A 13,719-nucleotide genomic window follows, 5' to 3' on the forward strand; every position below is an offset into this window, starting at 1 on the left:
GCCCGCCTCCGAGGTGGTGGGCGGCTGCGACGATGGCCACGTGCCCGTCTCCGTGGTGTTCATCGCCGACACGCACGTCCCCAAGCGCGCCCGTGACCTGCCCGGTCCGCTCTGGGACCGGATCGAGGCGGCCGACGTCGTGGTCCACGCCGGCGACTGGGTGGACGTGGCACTGCTCGACGAACTGACGCAGCGGTCGCGGCAGCTGGTCGGGGTCCACGGCAACAACGACCACGGGGTCCTGCGGGAGCGGCTCCCGGAGGTCGCCCGGGTGGAGCTCGACGGCGTCCGGATCGCGGTGGTGCACGAGACCGGGGACGCCGCGGGCCGGGAGCAGCGGTGTGCGGCGCGGTTCCCGGACGTCGACGTCCTGGTGTTCGGGCACAGCCACATCCCCTGGGACACCACCGCGTCCACCGGGCTCCGGCTGCTCAACCCCGGGTCGCCCACCGACCGGCGCCGCCAGCCGTTCGCCACCTACCTCACCGCCACCGCCGAGGCCGGGCAGCTGCGGGACGTCGCACTGCACCGGCTGCCCGTGCGCCCGCCGCGCCGGTGAGCCCGCCCCCGCTCCCGGCTGCCGCGGTCGCCCTGCTCGCCTGCCCGGTCTGCGACCGACAGCTCGCCGCCGACCCGGCCGGCCTCCGCTGCGCCGCCGGGCACGCCTTCGACCGGGCGCGGCAGGGCCACGTCACGCTGCTGCCGCCGGGCGGCAGCCCGCACGAGGGCGACTCCGCGACGATGGTGGCCGACCGGGCGGACTTCCTGGCCGCCGGCCACTACGGCGGCATCACCGCGGCCCTGGCGGACGCCGCCCTCACCGGGCCGCCGCCGCACACCCTGCTCGACCTGGGCGGCGGGACCGGCGCCCACCTCGCCGGGGTGCTGGACCGCGCGCCCGACGCCGTCGGCGTGGTGGTGGACGCCTCCCGCTACGCCGCCCGCCGGGCGGCTCGCGCGCATCCTCGGGCGATGGCGGTGGTGGCCGACTCCTGGGCGCGCTGGCCGGTGCGGGATGCCTCCGTCGACCGGGTGCTCGTCGTGTTCGCCCCGCGCAACGGCGCGGAGACCACCCGGGTGCTGGCCCCGGACGGCCGGCTCGTGGTGGTCACCCCGGCCGCCGACCACCTGGCCGAGCTCGTCGGCCCGCTGGGTCTGCTGCGCGTCGACCCGGCCAAGGCCGACCGGCTGGCCGCCGCCCTCGAGCCGCACCTGAACCCGGCCGGGACGGCGGGTCACCGGTCGGTGCTGGAGCTGGACCACGCCGCGGTGCGGACGCTGGTCGGGATGGGGCCACACGCCCGGCACCTCGCCCCGGCGGAGCTGGCCGCCCGGGTGGCCGCGCTGCCCGACCCGGTCCGGGTCACCGTGGCGGTCGACGTCGGCAGCTGGACCCGCCACTGAGCCCACCGCAGGACGGCCGAGGGCCCGGCCTCGCGGCCGGGCCCTCGGAGGAGCTGCTGGTTCCCGCCCGCGGGCGGCCGGGTCAGCGGGTGACGCGGCGCTGCTTGCCGGTGGCGGCGACGTAGACCGCCAGCACCAGGACGGCGCCCACGATCGACGCCCACCAGCCGCCGAGGTCGAACTGCAGCCCGTCGCCCTGGACGAGGCTGAAGACCAGGTTGCCCACCACCGAGCCGATGAGGCCGAGCACGAGGGTGGCGACGAGGCCGAGGTCCTGCTTGCCGGGGACGACGGCGCGGGCGATCAGGCCGGCGACGAAGCCGATCAGGATCGCGAGGAGAACTCCACCGATGCTCATGGGTGACCTCCGGTGCACGACGGTCGAGCCGTCTCGCGCTGGTCCGTCCAGCGCAAGATCAACAGTAGCCTCGCACGGACGTGAGCAAACTCCCCGCGGGCGTCGCATCGTGCTCCCTGCTGCGCCGGCCCCACCGGCCCCACCGGCCCCGTACCGCGCCGACCTGCGGTTCTCCCCGACGCCGGGTCGGGTCGCCGCCAGGCCTCCCCGGGGCGCGCCGCACCGACTCCTGCTCCCGCCGCGTCAGCCGTGACGTGACGGTCTAAGCTCCGACCGTGACGATCGCACCTGCCCCGATCGTGAGCCGGCCGAGCCCGGCCCACGAGGCCGAGAAGGGATCGCGGCTCCTCGGTCTGCTGCGCACCACCGACCACAAGACCATCGGCCTGATGTACACCACGGTGGCGTTCATCTGGTTCTTCCTCGGTGGCTTCATGGCACTCCTGATGCGTGGTGAGCTGGCCCGCCCGGAGCTGCAGTACCTCTCGCCCGAGCAGTACAACCAGCTGGTCACGATGCACGGCACGATCATGCTGCTGTTCTTCGCGACGCCGATGTTCTTCGCGTTCGCGAACCTGATCATGCCGCTGCAGCTGGGTGCGCCCGACGTCGCGTTCCCGCGACTGAACGCCTTCTCCTTCTGGCTGTTCTTCTTCGGCGCCTCGATCGCCGTCTCCGGCTTCCTGACCCCGGGTGGCGCGGCCGACTTCGGCTGGTACGCCTACACCCCGCTGTCGACCGCGGTGCACAGCCCGGGCGCCGGTGGTGACCTGTGGATCGCGGGCCTGGCGGTCAGTGGTCTGGGCACGATCCTGGGTGGCGTCAACTTCATCGCCACGATCGTCTGCCTCCGGGCGCCGGGTCTGACGATGTTCCGGATGTCCATCTTCACCTGGGCGGCGCTGGTCACCAGCATCCTGATCCTGCTGGCCTTCCCCATCCTGACCGCCGCGCTGATGGCGCTGCTGGCCGACCGGCACCTCGATGCGCAGGTCTACACGCCGGAGAACGGTGGGCCGCTGCTGTGGCAGCACCTGTTCTGGTTCTTCGGGCACCCAGAGGTCTACATCATCGCGTTGCCGTTCTTCGGCATCATCAGCGAGGTCATCCCGGTCTTCAGCCGCAAGCCGCTGTTCGGCTACAAGGGCATGGTCTTCGCGCTGATCGCCATCACCGCGCTCTCGCTGGCGGTGTGGGCGCACCACATGTTCGCCACCGGTGCGGTGCTGCTGCCGTTCTTCGCCTTCCTGACGTACCTGATCGCGGTGCCCACCGGGATCAAGTTCTTCAACTGGATCGGCACGATGTGGCGGGGCCAGATCACCTTCGAGACGCCGATGCTCTTCTCGATCGGCTTCCTGATCACCTTCCTGCTCGGTGGTCTGACCGGTGTGCTGCTGGCCAGCCCGCCGCTGGACTGGCACGTCAACGACAGCTACTTCGTCGTGGCCCACTTCCACTACGTCGTCTTCGGCACCGTGGTGTTCGCCGCCTACGCCGGGCTGTACTTCTGGTTCCCGAAGATGTGCGGCCGGATGATGGACGAGAAGATCGGGAAGCTGCACTTCTGGCTGACCTTCATCGGCTTCCACGCCACGTTCCTCATCCAGCACTGGCTGGGCAACGAGGGCATGCCGCGCCGGTACGTCGACTACCTCGCGACCGACGGCGGCGGCTCCTTCACCACGATGCACACGATCTCCACGATCGGTTCCTTCATCCTGGGTGCCTCGGTGATCCCCTTCGTCTACAACGTCGTGAAGTCGTGGAAGCACGGCCGGCTGGCGCTGCGCGACGACCCCTGGGGCCACGGCAACTCCCTGGAGTGGGCGACCTCGTCCCCGCCGCCGCGACACAACTTCGTCGAGATCCCCCGGATCCGGTCGGAGCGCCCCGCGTTCGAGCTGCACTACCCGCACCTGCGGGACCGCCTGGAGATGGAGGCCCACGCCGGCAAGGGTCACCAGCCCTACGCCAGCGAGGCCGGTCTGACCGGAGGCGCCCGCCAGGGCGCCGACGACAAGGACCCGACCTGAGCTGAGGTCGCTGGCCTCGCGAGGGCAGCGCACGCAGCGGGCCGACTCGGACGCCCCGTCAGCCACTGGCTGACGGGGCGTCCGTGCGTCCGGGGCCGGGGGAGCGCAGCGGACGGGGCGCGGTCGGGGGGCGATCACCGGTCCGGCACGATGGCCGGGTGACCGACCGCGCCGCCGCCCCAGCGCCGACCGAACCGACCGCCGTCCCACCGGCGTCCGACGGAGCGCTGCTGACCGTGACCGGCAGCGACCGGCCGGGGGTGACTGCGGCCCTGTTCGCTGCGCTGGACTCCCTCGGCCCGCACCCGGTCGAGGTCCTCGACGTCGAACAGGTCGTGGTGCACGGCCAGCTGGTGCTCGGCGTCGTCGTCGGCAGCCCGGAGAGCGCCGCCGAGGGGCCCCTGGCCGACCGGTTGCGTGCCACCGCAGCCGAGGTGGCGGCGCGGACCGGCGTCCAGGTCAGCGTGCAGCCCACCGCGGCCGGCAGCGCCCGCCAGGAGCGCACCGCCCGCCACCACGTCATCGTGCTCGGCCGCCCGGTCCCGCCGGCTGCGGTCGCCGGCGCCGCGCGCGCCATCGCCGGGGTGGGCGGCAACATCGAGGCGATCCGCCGGTTGTCCGACTACCCGGTCACCAGCTTCGAGCTGACCGTCTCCGGTGCCGCCTCCACCGAGCTGCGCACGGCGCTGGCCACGGTCGCCGCCGAGACGGGCACCGACATCGCGGTGGAGCAGGTGGGGCTGGCACGGCGTGGCAAGCGGCTGATCGTGCTGGACGTCGACTCGACCCTGGTCCGCGGCGAGGTGATCGACGAGCTGGCCGCCCGCGCCGGCCGGGCCGCCGAGGTCGCCCGGATCACCGCGGCGGCGATGAACGGTGAGCTGGACTTCGAGGAGTCCCTCCGCGCGCGGGTGGCGGTGCTGGCCGGGCTGCCGGTGGGCGTGCTGGAGGAGGTCCGGACCCACCTGGTGCTGACCCCGGGCGCCCGGACCCTGATCCGCACGCTGCAGCGACTGGGCTTCCGCTGCGGGATCGTCAGCGGCGGGTTCAGCCAGATCACCGATCCGCTCGCCGCCGAGCTCGGCCTGGACTTCGCCGCCGCGAACACCCTGGAGGTGGCCGACGGGCGGCTCACCGGCGGGCTCGTCGGGGAGGTCGTCGACCGCGCGGGCAAGGCCCGGGCGCTGGCCCGGTTCGCCGCCGAGCACGGCGTCCCGATGGACCAGACCGTCGCGGTCGGCGATGGCGCCAACGACCTCGACATGCTCAACGCGGCCGGGCTGGGCATCGCGTTCAACGCCAAGCCGTTCGTCCGCGACCAGGCACACGCGGCGCTGAACCAGCCCTACCTGGACGCCGTCCTCCAGGTCCTCGGCTTCACCCGGGACGAGGTGCTGGACGCCAGCTGAGCGGGGGTCCGCACTGGGGACTGTCGACGACGGGAGGCCGGAGGCCTCCCCGAGGAGGCAGCTCAGCGGCTCCACGCGAGTCGGGCACGGCTCCTGGCCGCGGTGTCGTCCGTCAGGACGACGATGTGCTCAGCTCCACCCCGGCGGTGCGGAGCTGTTCCAGGGCGGCGTCGGTCGTGGCGGGGGAGACCCCGGCGGTGAGGTGCAGCAGCACCCGGGTGGAGAACCCGGCGCCGACCGCGTCGAGCGCGGTCGCCCGGACGCAGTGGTCGGTGGCGATGCCGACGACGTCGACGGCGTCGACCTCGTGGGCCCGCAGCCAGTCGGCCAGACCCTGCCCGTCGAACGAGCCCTCGAAGCCGGAGTAGGCGGCTTCGTACTCGCCCTTGTCGAAGACCGCCTCGATCGGCCGCCGGTCCAGGTCCGAGTGGAGCTCGACCCCGGACGTCCCGACGACGCAGTGCGCCGGCCAGGTCTCCAGGTAGTCGGGCTGCTCGGCGAAGTGGCCGCCCGGGTCGACGTGGTGGTCCCGGGTGGCGACGACGTGCGCGTAGTCGGTCGCGGCGGCGTGGGCGCTGATCGCCCGGGCGACGGCGGTGCCCCCGTCGACGGCGAGGCTGCCGCCCTCGCAGAAGTCGTTCTGCACGTCCACGATCACCAGTGCCCGGGTCATGGCCTCATCCTGCCCCGACGACCGCCCTCCCGGCGGGTGGGGCCTGCGGCCGCTACTCGGTGACGGTGTCGATCGCCGGTTCACCCCGGGACAGCGACCACGCCTCCGTGGGCAGGGCGGTGCGTGCCCGGGCGTGCAGTTCCACGGCCACGGCGAGGGCGTCGGCGGGGGACCGGGGCTCCACCAGTTCCCCGCCACGGACGAGTGGTCGGATCAGCTCGCGGTCGTGCTCCCGGGTGGTGGCCGGTGCCGTGCTGACCACCTCTGCGGTCGCCGTCCCGTCGGCGTCGTGCCGGCGCACGGCGTGCTTGCGGCCACCCACCGAGCGCTTGCCCACGGAGTTCTTGGCCACCGGTACGCCGTCCCGCGCCACCAGCTTGTAGACCATCCCGACCGTGGGCGAGCCGGAGCCGGTCACCAGGGAGGTGCCCACGCCGTAGCCGTGGACCGGGGCGGCCGCCAGGGCGGCGATCGCGTACTCGTCCAGGTCGCTGGTGACGATCACCCGGGTGCCCGTCGCGCCGAGGGAGTCCAGCAGCTCGCGGGCGCGGGTCGCCTCGATGGCGAGGTCCCCGGAGTCCAGCCGGACGGCGCCGAGCTCCGGGCCGGCCACCTCGATCGCCGTCCGGATGCCCTGCTCGGTGTCGTAGGTGTCGACCAGCAGCGTCGTCCCGACGCCCAGGGTGTCCAGCTGCGCGCGGAACGCCGCCGCCTCGTCGTCGTGCAGCAGGGTGAACGCGTGTGCGCTGGTGCCGGTCGTGGGGATGCCGTAGCGGGCGCCGGCGGCCAGGTTCGACGTCGCGGAGAAGCCGACCAGGGCGGCGGCCCGGGCGGCGGCGACGGCGGCCTCCTCGTGCGTGCGCCGGGAGCCCATCTCGATGCACGGCCGGCCGCAGGCGGCGCCGACCATCCGCGCCCCGGCCGCGGCGATGGCGCTGTCGTGGTTGAGGATCGACAGCACGAGGGTCTCGAGCAGGACCGCCTGGCCGAACGGGGCCCGCACGGTCAGCACCGGGGAACCGGGGAAGTAGAGGTCGCCCTCGGCGTATCCGTCGACGTCCCCGGTGAACCGGAAGCCGGCCAGGTGCTCCAGCAGTCGGGGGTCCTCGACGCCCTGCTGCCGGAGCGCGTCGAGCTCGGCCTCGCCGAACCGGAAGCCGGCCAGCGCCTCCAGGAACCGGCCGGTGCCGGCGAGCACGCCGTACCGCCGGCCGTGCGGCAGCCGGCGGGCGAACACCTCGAAGACGCAGTCCCGGTCGGCGGTGCCGTCGCGAAGGGCGGCGGCCAGCATCGTCAGCTCGTAGCGGTCGGTGAACATCGCGGGGCTGAGCGGCGGGCTCTGCGGCATGGAGCAGCACGATAGGGGCCCACCGACTGCGTCCGGGGAGGCGGTCGTCCTAGAGTGCTCACGTGGCCGGACCGCTTGCGCCTGAACGGGTGCCGGAGACGACGACCGAGGAGCAGTCCGCCCTCGACCGCCCCTGGGTCACCGTCGTCTGGGACGACCCGGTCAACCTGATGACCTATGTGACCTTCGTGCTCCAGGAGCTGTTCGGGTACGACGAGGCGACGGCGACGGAGCTCATGCTGCAGGTGCACAACGAGGGCAAGGCGATCGTGAGCTCCGGTCCGCGGGAGCGGATGGAGCACGACACGAACCGGCTGCACGCCTACGGGCTGTGGGCCACCTACCAGCGGGACGCATGAAGCCGTTCCGCCGCAAGGGCGACCAGTTGGTGGCCCGGCTGGTCGACGCCGAGGCCGACATCGTGAACCTGCTGCTGGACCAGCTGGAGCAGCTGCTCGTCGCCGATGCAGCCGACTCCGGTGGCGACCCGGTCCTGGCCCGGCTGCTGCCCAGCGGGCACGCCAGCGACCCGCAGCTGGCCGCCGAGTACCGCGAGCTCACCGAGGCCGGGCTGCGCAGTGGCAAGGCCGACGACCTGGCGATGGTCCGCGCCACCGTGCCCCCCGGGGGTGGCGAGGTGCGGCTGGACGCCGAGCAGGCGCGAGCCTGGCTGCGCACCACCAACGACCTCCGGCTCGCGATGGGCACCCGGCTGGGCATCACCGCGGAGACCGAGCCCCCGGAGATCGACCCCTCGGGGGAGGGGGCGGACGACGACTCGCAGCTGGCCGTCTACTACTGGCTCACCGCGGTGCAGGGCTCGCTGATCGACGCCGTGGCCGCCGGTCGAGGCGACCGACGGTGAGCAGCACCAGGATGGCGACGAGCAGGTCGGCGACGAAGAACACGTAGACCAGGCTGTGCACCGTCACGTCCTGCACGATCGCCCCGATGCAGGACACCAGGGTGATGCCGGACAGGGCGGCCAGCAGCACCAGCCCGATGAGCCGGCCGAGCACCACCAGCACCAGCTCGACCCGGTCGGTCCGCTGGTCCGTGGCGCGGCCACTGCGGTAGAGCAGCCGGGCCGACCCGATGGCCAGGGCCGGCAGCGCGACCAGGACGACGCCGAGCACCATGAGAACCTCGATCACCACGGTCGGCGACGTTATCGTCCGGACACCCCGGGGACGCAATCCGTTCCCCCGGCGGTCACCCGTTCCGGCCCTCGTCCCGGACCGGGGAGGACGTCGGGCGGCGGCGCTGCCTAGACTGGGCCCGTGCTGCGCATCGACCGCGCGACCTACGACGCCATCGTGGCCCACGCCCGGGAAGACCACCCGGACGAGGCCTGTGGTGTCGTCGCCGGCCCCGAGGGCAGCGACCGGCCCGAGCGCTTCATCCCGATGCTCAACGCGGCCCGCTCACCGACGTTCTACGAGTTCGACAGCGGCGACCTGCTGAAGCTGTACCGAGCGATGGACGACCGGGACGAGGTCCCCGTGGTCATCTACCACTCGCACACCGCCACCGAGGCCCGTCCCTCGCGCACCGACATCAGCTACGCCTCCGAGCCCGAGGCGCACTACGTGCTGGTCTCCACGCGCGAGCACGGCGACCGGACCGGCCTGGCCGGGGACACCGTGGAGTTCCGCAGCTTCCGGATCGTCGACGGCGAGGTGCGCGAGGAGGACGTCGAGGTCGTCGAGTCCTACCTGTTCGGCCACTCGCCGACCACCGTCGTCTACGACTGAGCGCCAGCTCACCCCGCGGCCGGCGGAATCGCCGGCCGCCCACCGGCGTTCCTCCGAGCAGCCGGCTCTGTGCGCCCTGCGCGCGACCCCTGTCCCAGCCCGATCCCGCACATCCCCACCCGAGGAGTTCTCACGCCATGGCCATCGAGGTCCGCATCCCGACCATCCTGCGCACCCACACCGGCGGCAACAAGACCGTCCAGGGGAACGGCGACACGCTCGGCGCGCTGGTCGACGACATCGACAGCCAGCACCCCGGGATCAAGGGCCGCCTGGTCACCGACGAGGGCAAGCTGCACCGCTTCGTGAACGTCTACGTCAACGACGAGGACGTGCGCTTCACCGGTGCGCTGGACACCTCGGTCAAGGACGGCGACTCGGTCACGATCCTGCCCGCCGTCGCCGGCGGCTGCTGACCCGGAGCCTCCCCGCCCGGCACCGCGACTCCAGGAGACCCGTCATGGCCCGTTTCGCCTCCCTCGTCGACTCGCTCGGCAACACCCCGCTGGTGGGGCTGCCGGCGCTGTCGCCCACGCCCGACGTCCGGTTGTGGGCCAAGCTCGAGGACCACAACCCCACCGGTTCGATCAAGGACCGCGCCGCGATCGCCATGATCGAGGCGGCCGAGAAGGAGGGGCGGCTGCAGCCGGGCAGCACGATCCTGGAGCCCACCAGCGGCAACACCGGCATCTCGCTGGCGATGGTCGCCCGGCAGCGCGGCTACGAGCTGATCTGCGTGATGCCGGAGAACACCTCGATCGAGCGGCGCCAGCTGCTGGAGATGTACGGCGCGCGGATCATCAGCTCCCCGGCCGCCGGCGGCAGCAACCAGGCCGTCGCCGTCGCCAAGGGGCTGGCCGCCGAGCACGAGGACTGGGTGATGCTGTACCAGTACGGCAACCCGGCCAACGCCGAGGCGCACTACACCGGCACGGGTCCGGAGATCCTGGCCGACATGCCCTCCATCACCCACTTCGTGGCCGGGCTGGGCACCACCGGCACGCTGATGGGCGTCTCCCGGTACCTGCGGGAGAAGAAGCCCGACGTCCAGGTGATCGCGGCCGAGCCGCGCTACGGCGAGCTGGTGTACGGCCTGCGCAACATCGACGAGGGGTTCATCCCCGAGCTGTACGACGCCGACCTGCTGGACTCGCGGTTCTCCGTCGGCCCGGACGACGCGATCCACCGCACCCGCCAGCTGGTCGAGCGCGAGGGCATCTTCGCCGGCATCTCCACCGGGGCGATCCTGCACGCGGCCCTCGGGATCGCCGACAAGGAGGTCGCGGCCGGCCGCAAGGCCGACATCGTCTTCATCGTCTGCGACGGCGGCTGGAAGTACCTCTCCACCGGGGCCTACGCCGGCACGCTCGAGCAGGCCAGCGCAGCGCTCGAAGGGCAGTTGTGGGCCTGAGGGAGCTGCTGCTCCCGGCACGGGGGCTGCTGTTCGACAACGACGGGGTGCTGGTCGACTCCGAGCCCAGCGTGGTGCGCTCCTGGTCCCGCTGGGCGATCGACTCGGGGCTCGACCCGGACGAGGTCATGGCGGCGGTGCCCGGGCGCCGGGCCGCCGACACGGTGGCGTTGTTCGTCAAGCCCGAGGACGTCGAGCGGTCCACCGCGCTGATCACCCGCTACGAGCTGGAGGACGTCGCCGGCACCCTCGCCGTGCCGGGCGTCCTCGACCTGGTCGCCCAGCTGGCCGACGTGCCCTGGGCGGTCGTCACCTCCGGCGTCCGTGAGCTGGCGACGGCGCGGCTGCTGGCCGCCGGGGTGCCGGCGCCGGACGTGGTGGTGACCGCCGAGGACGTCGTCATGGGCAAGCCCCACCCCGAGCCGTACCTCACCGGGGCGAGCCGGCTGGGGCTGCCGCCGGGCGAGCTGATCGTGCTGGAGGACAGCCCGAGCGGGGTCCGCGCGGGGCTGACCGCCGGCGCGACGGTGCTGGGCATCGGGGCGACCGCGCTGGCCAGCGAGGCGCCCGCCGTCGTCCGCGACCTGACCGGGGCCCGCTGGACCGCCGAGGGGCTGCTGCTCCCGGACGCGGCGCTGCTGCGTCGCCCCTGACCGGGCTGAGACGGTCGTCTCAGCCCGGACGCGCGGCGTTGTCCGACCGGGCCGTTAGCCTGGCTGCCGACATGAGCACTGCGACAGCGGGTGCGGACGCACCCATCGGGATCTTCGACTCCGGGGTCGGTGGGCTCACCGTGGCCCGCGCGGTCCTCGACCAGCTCCCGCACGAGGCCATCCGCTACCTCGGCGACACCGCGCACAGCCCGTACGGGCCCCGGCCGATCGCCGACGTCCGCCGGCACTCGCTGGCGGCGATGGACCAGCTGGTCGCCGACGGGGTCAAGATGCTCGTCATCGCCTGCAACTCCGCCAGCGCCGCCTGCCTGGGCGATGCCCGGGAGCGCTACGACGTCCCGGTGGTGGAGGTGGTGCTGCCCGCCGTCCGCCGGGCGACCGCGGCGACGCGGAACGGCCGGGTAGGCGTCATCGCCACCCAGGCCACGGTCACCAGCGGCGCCTACGAGGACGCCTTCGCCGCCGCGCCGCAGGTCAGCGTCACCAGCGCCGCCTGCCCCAGCTTCGTCGACTTCGTCGAGCGCGGGATCACCAGCGGCCGGCAGCTCGTGGGGCTGGCGCAGTCCTACCTGGACCCGTTGCTGGGAGCCGGCGTCGACACCGTCGTGCTCGGCTGCACGCACTATCCGCTGCTCACCGGCGTGCTGTCGCTGGTGCTGGGTGAGGAGGTCACGCTGGTGTCCAGCGCGGAGGAGACGGCCAAGGACGTGTACCGGGTGCTGACCCGGACCGACCTGGTGCGCGACCCGGAGGGCCCGCCACCGGTGCACCGGTTCCTCGCCACCGGCGACCCGGAGCCCTTCGCCCGGCTCGGCCGGCGCTTCCTCGGCCCGGAGGTCGACAGCGTCCTGCGTGCGGGTGCGGAGGCCGGGGCGTGAGGCTCACCGTCGTCGGCTGCTCCGGCAGCGCCCCGGGCCCGTCCTCCCCGGCGTCCTGCTACCTGGTGGAGCACGAGGAGTTCGCCCTGCTGCTGGACCTGGGCAACGGGTCCTTCGGCGCCCTGCAGGGGCTCACCGACCCCGGCCGGGTCGATGCCGTCTACCTCAGCCACCTGCACGCCGACCACTGCCTGGACGCGGCGCCGTTCATCGTGTGGCACCGCTACTCGGGCCGCTCTGACGGCCGCGCCGTGCCGCTGTACGCACCGGTCGGTGCCGACCGCCGGCTGGCTGCCGCCTACGACGCCGACGGCGGGCCGATCGACGACGTCTTCGACGTCACCCCGGTCGGCCCCGGCAGCTGGTCCATCGGGCCGTTCCAGGTGCAGACGGTCCGGACGGCCCACCCGGTCGAGTGCTACGCCGTGCGGCTGACCGCCGGTGGCCGGTCGCTGGTCTACACCGGCGACACCGGCCCGTCGGACGCCGTGGTCGAGCTGGCCCGGGGCGCCGACGTGCTGCTGGCCGAGGCCGCCCACCCCGACGTGCCCGACCTGCCCCCGGGGCTGCACCTGACCGGCCGGCAGGCCGGTGAGCTCGCGGCCGCCGCCGGGGTCGGCCGGATGCTGGTCACGCACGTGCCGGCCTGGGTGGACGCCGAGGCGCAGCTGGCCGCGGCCCGGTCGGTCTTCCCGGCCGCCGAGCTGGCCCGGCACGCCGGGGTCCACGACATCTGAGCCGGCGCGGCGCGTCCGGGCCCGGTTGCCCTGCGCCGACGGGCGCGGCACGGTGACCGGGTGGCCAGCAGCGACGAGGAACGGGACGGCGTCCGGCTGAGCAGCCTGGACTCCCCGCTGGGCGACGGGCTCGAGGTGACCAAGCGGGAGCTCGTCGACCACCTGGACGCCTTCGCCGACCGGCTCGTGCCGCTGCTCGCCGGGCGGCCGCTGACGATCAAGCGCGTCCGGCCCGGTGCGGCGCCGTTCGTCCAGCGCGACGTGCCGAAGGGCGCGCCGGAGTGGGTCCGGACGGTGGCCACCTGGTCCGACCGGGCGCACCGCGAGGTGCACCAGGTGCTGGTCGAGGACCGCCGCACCCTGCTGTGGCTGGCCAACCAGCGGGCCGTGGAGTACCACGTGCCGTTCAGCCGGGTGGGGGAGGAACAGCCCACCGGGCTGGTGCTGGACCTCGACCCGCCCGACGGTGCGCCGTTCGACGTGGTCGTGCGCACGGCACTGCTGTGCCGCCGAGCGCTCGCCGAGGTCGGGCTGACGGCGGCGGTGAAGACCAGTGGGTCGACGGGGCTGCACGTCGTCGTCCCGGTGCACGGGTCACCGGCCGAGGACGTCGCCGCCGCCACCCGGGCCCTGGCTGCCCACACCGAGCGGCTGGACCCGGACCTGGCGACCACCGCCTACGTTGTGGCCGAGCGGGGTGACCGGGTGTTCGTCGACTCGACCCGCTCCGGCCGCGGCACGGTCGCGGCGGCGTACAGCCCGCGGGTGCGGCCCGGGCTGCCGGTGTCCACGCCGGCGGCCTGGGACGCGCTGGACGGCGTCCGGCCCGGCGACGTCACCGTGCGCACCGCGCGGGAGCGGATCGGGGACGGCGACCCGTGGGCGGCGGCGCTGCCCGACCCGCAGGAGCTGCCCGCCGACCTGGTCGCCGAGGGCCACACCATCCCGGTCGCCCGGGTGGCCGCGATGCACGAGGGCAAGCGCCGCGCCCGCGCCAAGGCGGCCGAGAGCGGGTCGTGACCGACGGCAGGACGGGG

17 protein-coding genes are annotated in these 13,719 nt (G+C 73.7%); 13 read left to right on the forward strand and 4 right to left on the reverse strand.

Annotated features, from left to right (window positions below; all coding sequences use genetic code 11):
* Positions 1-40: 40 nt before the first annotated feature.
* Entirely contained in the window at positions 41-559 is a 519-nt protein-coding gene (locus O2V61_RS05275; RefSeq protein WP_269182269.1) for a metallophosphoesterase family protein, read from the forward strand.
* Entirely contained in the window at positions 556-1,404 is an 849-nt protein-coding gene (locus O2V61_RS05280; protein WP_269182270.1) for a putative RNA methyltransferase, read from the forward strand. The genes O2V61_RS05275 and O2V61_RS05280 overlap by 4 nt, the downstream gene beginning before the upstream one ends.
* 82 nt (positions 1,405-1,486) lie before the next feature.
* On the opposite strand, the gene O2V61_RS05285 is transcribed toward O2V61_RS05280, so the two are convergent.
* Positions 1,487-1,762: a GlsB/YeaQ/YmgE family stress response membrane protein gene (locus O2V61_RS05285; RefSeq protein ID WP_269182271.1), complete on the reverse strand. Its 276-nt coding sequence runs from the start codon at positions 1,760-1,762 to the stop codon at positions 1,487-1,489.
* Between the two features lie 275 nt (positions 1,763-2,037).
* Between O2V61_RS05285 and ctaD the strand changes: the two genes are divergently transcribed.
* Complete coding sequence (gene ctaD, locus O2V61_RS05290; RefSeq protein WP_269182272.1) at positions 2,038-3,798, forward strand: aa3-type cytochrome oxidase subunit I; 1,761 nt, start codon at positions 2,038-2,040, stop codon at positions 3,796-3,798.
* A gap of 158 nt (positions 3,799-3,956) precedes the next feature.
* Positions 3,957-5,207: a phosphoserine phosphatase SerB gene (gene serB, locus O2V61_RS05295; RefSeq protein ID WP_269182273.1), complete on the forward strand. Its 1,251-nt coding sequence runs from the start codon at positions 3,957-3,959 to the stop codon at positions 5,205-5,207.
* A 112-nt stretch (positions 5,208-5,319) separates the two neighbouring features.
* Here serB and O2V61_RS05300 read toward each other — a convergent pair whose 3' ends face one another.
* Complete coding sequence (locus tag O2V61_RS05300) at positions 5,320-5,880, reverse strand: isochorismatase family protein (protein WP_269182274.1); 561 nt, start codon at positions 5,878-5,880, stop codon at positions 5,320-5,322.
* Positions 5,881-5,932: 52 nt separating this feature from the next.
* Positions 5,933-7,228: a nicotinate phosphoribosyltransferase gene (locus O2V61_RS05305; protein WP_269182275.1), complete on the reverse strand. Its 1,296-nt coding sequence runs from the start codon at positions 7,226-7,228 to the stop codon at positions 5,933-5,935.
* 62 nt (positions 7,229-7,290) lie between these two features.
* Between O2V61_RS05305 and clpS the strand changes: the two genes are divergently transcribed.
* Both clpS and O2V61_RS05315 read left to right on the forward strand, forming a co-directional pair.
* Complete coding sequence (clpS, locus tag O2V61_RS05310) at positions 7,291-7,587, forward strand: ATP-dependent Clp protease adapter ClpS (RefSeq protein WP_269182276.1); 297 nt, start codon at positions 7,291-7,293, stop codon at positions 7,585-7,587.
* Positions 7,584-8,093 carry a DUF2017 family protein gene (locus O2V61_RS05315; protein ID WP_269182277.1) on the forward strand — a complete coding sequence of 170 codons (510 nt, stop codon included), beginning with the start codon at positions 7,584-7,586 and terminating at the stop codon, positions 8,091-8,093. The genes clpS and O2V61_RS05315 overlap by 4 nt, the downstream gene beginning before the upstream one ends.
* Here O2V61_RS05315 and O2V61_RS05320 read toward each other — a convergent pair.
* A complete protein-coding gene (locus O2V61_RS05320; protein ID WP_269182278.1) occupies positions 8,032-8,385 on the reverse strand; it encodes a hypothetical protein in 354 nt (117 codons plus the stop codon). The two genes, O2V61_RS05315 and O2V61_RS05320, sit on opposite strands and share 62 nt — an antisense overlap.
* A gap of 123 nt (positions 8,386-8,508) precedes the next feature.
* Between O2V61_RS05320 and O2V61_RS05325 the strand changes: the two genes are divergently transcribed.
* From O2V61_RS05325 to O2V61_RS05355, 7 genes are all read left to right on the forward strand, one after another.
* Positions 8,509-8,982, forward strand: a complete 474-nt coding sequence (locus O2V61_RS05325; RefSeq protein ID WP_269182279.1) for a M67 family metallopeptidase — start codon at positions 8,509-8,511, stop codon at positions 8,980-8,982.
* Positions 8,983-9,119: 137 nt separating this feature from the next.
* Entirely contained in the window at positions 9,120-9,398 is a 279-nt protein-coding gene (locus tag O2V61_RS05330) for a MoaD/ThiS family protein (protein ID WP_036333445.1), read from the forward strand.
* 44 nt (positions 9,399-9,442) lie between these two features.
* Positions 9,443-10,393, forward strand: coding sequence for a PLP-dependent cysteine synthase family protein (locus tag O2V61_RS05335; RefSeq protein WP_269157398.1), 951 nt, complete (start codon positions 9,443-9,445; stop codon positions 10,391-10,393).
* Positions 10,384-11,046, forward strand: coding sequence for an HAD-IA family hydrolase (locus tag O2V61_RS05340; protein WP_269182280.1), 663 nt, complete (start codon positions 10,384-10,386; stop codon positions 11,044-11,046). The genes O2V61_RS05335 and O2V61_RS05340 overlap by 10 nt, the downstream gene beginning before the upstream one ends.
* Before the next feature lie 71 nt (positions 11,047-11,117).
* The gene (murI, locus tag O2V61_RS05345; RefSeq protein WP_269182281.1) at positions 11,118-11,945 is read left to right on the forward strand and encodes a glutamate racemase; all 828 of its coding nucleotides are present in this window, start codon (positions 11,118-11,120) and stop codon (positions 11,943-11,945) included.
* A complete protein-coding gene (locus tag O2V61_RS05350) occupies positions 11,942-12,682 on the forward strand; it encodes an MBL fold metallo-hydrolase (protein WP_269182282.1) in 741 nt (246 codons plus the stop codon). The genes murI and O2V61_RS05350 overlap by 4 nt, the downstream gene beginning before the upstream one ends.
* A gap of 60 nt (positions 12,683-12,742) precedes the next feature.
* Positions 12,743-13,702, forward strand: coding sequence for a DNA polymerase domain-containing protein (locus O2V61_RS05355; RefSeq protein WP_269182283.1), 960 nt, complete (start codon positions 12,743-12,745; stop codon positions 13,700-13,702).
* Positions 13,703-13,719 lie beyond the last annotated feature (17 nt).

Source organism: Modestobacter sp. VKM Ac-2985, assembly GCF_026967925.1.
In the GTDB taxonomy this organism is placed as follows: Bacteria; Actinomycetota; Actinomycetes; order Mycobacteriales; family Geodermatophilaceae; genus Modestobacter.